The following is a 1835-nucleotide window of genomic DNA, read 5'->3' on the forward strand; positions in this document are numbered from 1 at the left end:
TCTCTTCGACAGCGTCGAATCCCTCTCGGATCCGTTGGCCGGATCCGAGTCCCTGTCCGACACACAGCCCGTGTCGGCCGTCCCCGAGAGTGGGCAACGATGAAGACCACCTTCGATCGAGTGTCGGCGATGACGCCGGCACAACGCGGCGCCTTGGTCGAGCAGTTCGACAAGGCCGCACGCATCACCGGTGCCGAACCCATCGCCGTCGTCGGCATCGGTTGCCGCTTCCCGGGCGGCGTCCGTGGGCCGGAATCGTTCTGGGAGCTGTTGACCCAGGGCCGTGACGGGGTGGTGGAGGTTCCGCCGCAGCGATGGGATGCCGAGGAGTACTACGACCCGGATCCGATGGTGCCCGGGCGGATGCCGTCGAAGTGGGGCGGATTCCTGGACGACATCGCGGGTTTCGACGCCGACTACTTCGGGATCACCCCGCGCGAGGCGGAGGCGATGGATCCCCAGCAGCGCATCGCGCTCGAGGTGGCGGTCGAGGCGCTCGAGGATGCCGGATACCGTTCCGACGCCCTGACCGGGGTGCGTGCGGCGGTCACCCTCGGTGTCTATTACAACGAGTACCAGAGCACCTCGGCCTCGCATCCGGAGTCGATCGACGCGTACTCGGCAACCGGTAACGCGCACAGCATCACCGTGGGGCGCATCGCCTACCTGCTCGGTCTGCGGGGCCCGGCCGTCGCCGTCGACACGGCGTGCTCATCGTCGCTGGTCGCTCTCCATCTGGCGTGTCAGAGCCTGCGTTCCCGGGAGTCCGATCTGGGGTTGGCCGGCGGTGTGAGTGTGATCCTTCGGCCGGAAACGCAATTGGCACTGGGTAAATGGGGAATGCTCTCGCCTCGCGGACGGTGTAATGCCTTCGACGTGGCGGCCGACGGTTTCGTCCGCGGCGAAGGTGCAGGCGTAGTGGTCCTCAAACGCCTTGCCGACGCGGTCCGCGACGGTGACCGGGTGCACGCGGTCATCCGCGGTTCCGCGGTCAACTCCGACGGACGGTCCAACGGGCTCACCGCACCGAATGCGCCGGCCCAACGCGAGGTGATCACCCGCGCGCTCGCTGCCGGTGACGTGCCCGCGTCCTCGGTCAACTTCGTCGAAACCCACGGCACCGGAACATCTCTGGGCGACCCCATCGAGTTCGACGCCTTGTCCGCGGTGTACGGCCGCGAGTCATCCTGCGCACTGGGTGCGGTCAAGACCAACTTCGGGCACCTCGAGGCGGCCGCCGGTATCGCCGGATTCATCAAGGCGGTGCTGACGGTGGAGCACGGGCAGATCCCGCCGAATCTGCACTTCACCCAATGGAATCCGGCCATCGATGCCCGGTCGACGCGCATCGTCGTGCCGACCGAGACGATGCAATGGCCACAGAGCGACACACCCCGGCGTGCCGGGATCTCCTCCTTCGGTCTCGGCGGTACGAACGCCCACATCGTCATCGAGCAGGGGCCCGCGCTCGCCGCCGCGTCGAGCGTGGCGTCGGCGATGCCGACGGTATCGCGACTGTCGGTGACCGGTCGATCGGAGGATCGTGTCCGTGACCGTGCTCGTGCACTCGCGCAGTGGCTCGAGACCGGCCCGTCGGTCGCACTGCCCGACGTCGCAGCAACCCTGGATCGGTTGCGCACCACCACCGATCCCGTCGGCACCGTGTGTGCCCGCGACACCGACGAGGCACTGGCCGGTTTGCGCGCCCTCGCCGAGGGCAGCCCACGTCCCGGCATGCTCGCCCCGCGCCGGTATCGGCCTCGGTCCGGCACGGTGTTCGTGTTTTCGGGGCAGGGGTCGCAGTGGGCGGGGATGGGTCGTCGGTTGTTGGTGGC

At 68.3% G+C, this 1835-nt stretch carries 1 protein-coding gene; it reads left to right on the plus strand.

Features of this window, described 5'->3' with window-relative positions:
- Positions 1–99: 99 nt before the first annotated feature.
- Positions 100–1835 (plus strand): type I polyketide synthase (locus tag B1964_RS29565; RefSeq protein WP_139765977.1); only part of this gene is annotated, 1736 nt, incomplete at its 3' end.

Source organism: Gordonia sp. i37 (assembly GCF_002043085.1).
In the GTDB taxonomy this organism is placed as follows: domain Bacteria; phylum Actinomycetota; class Actinomycetes; order Mycobacteriales; family Mycobacteriaceae; genus Gordonia; species Gordonia polyisoprenivorans.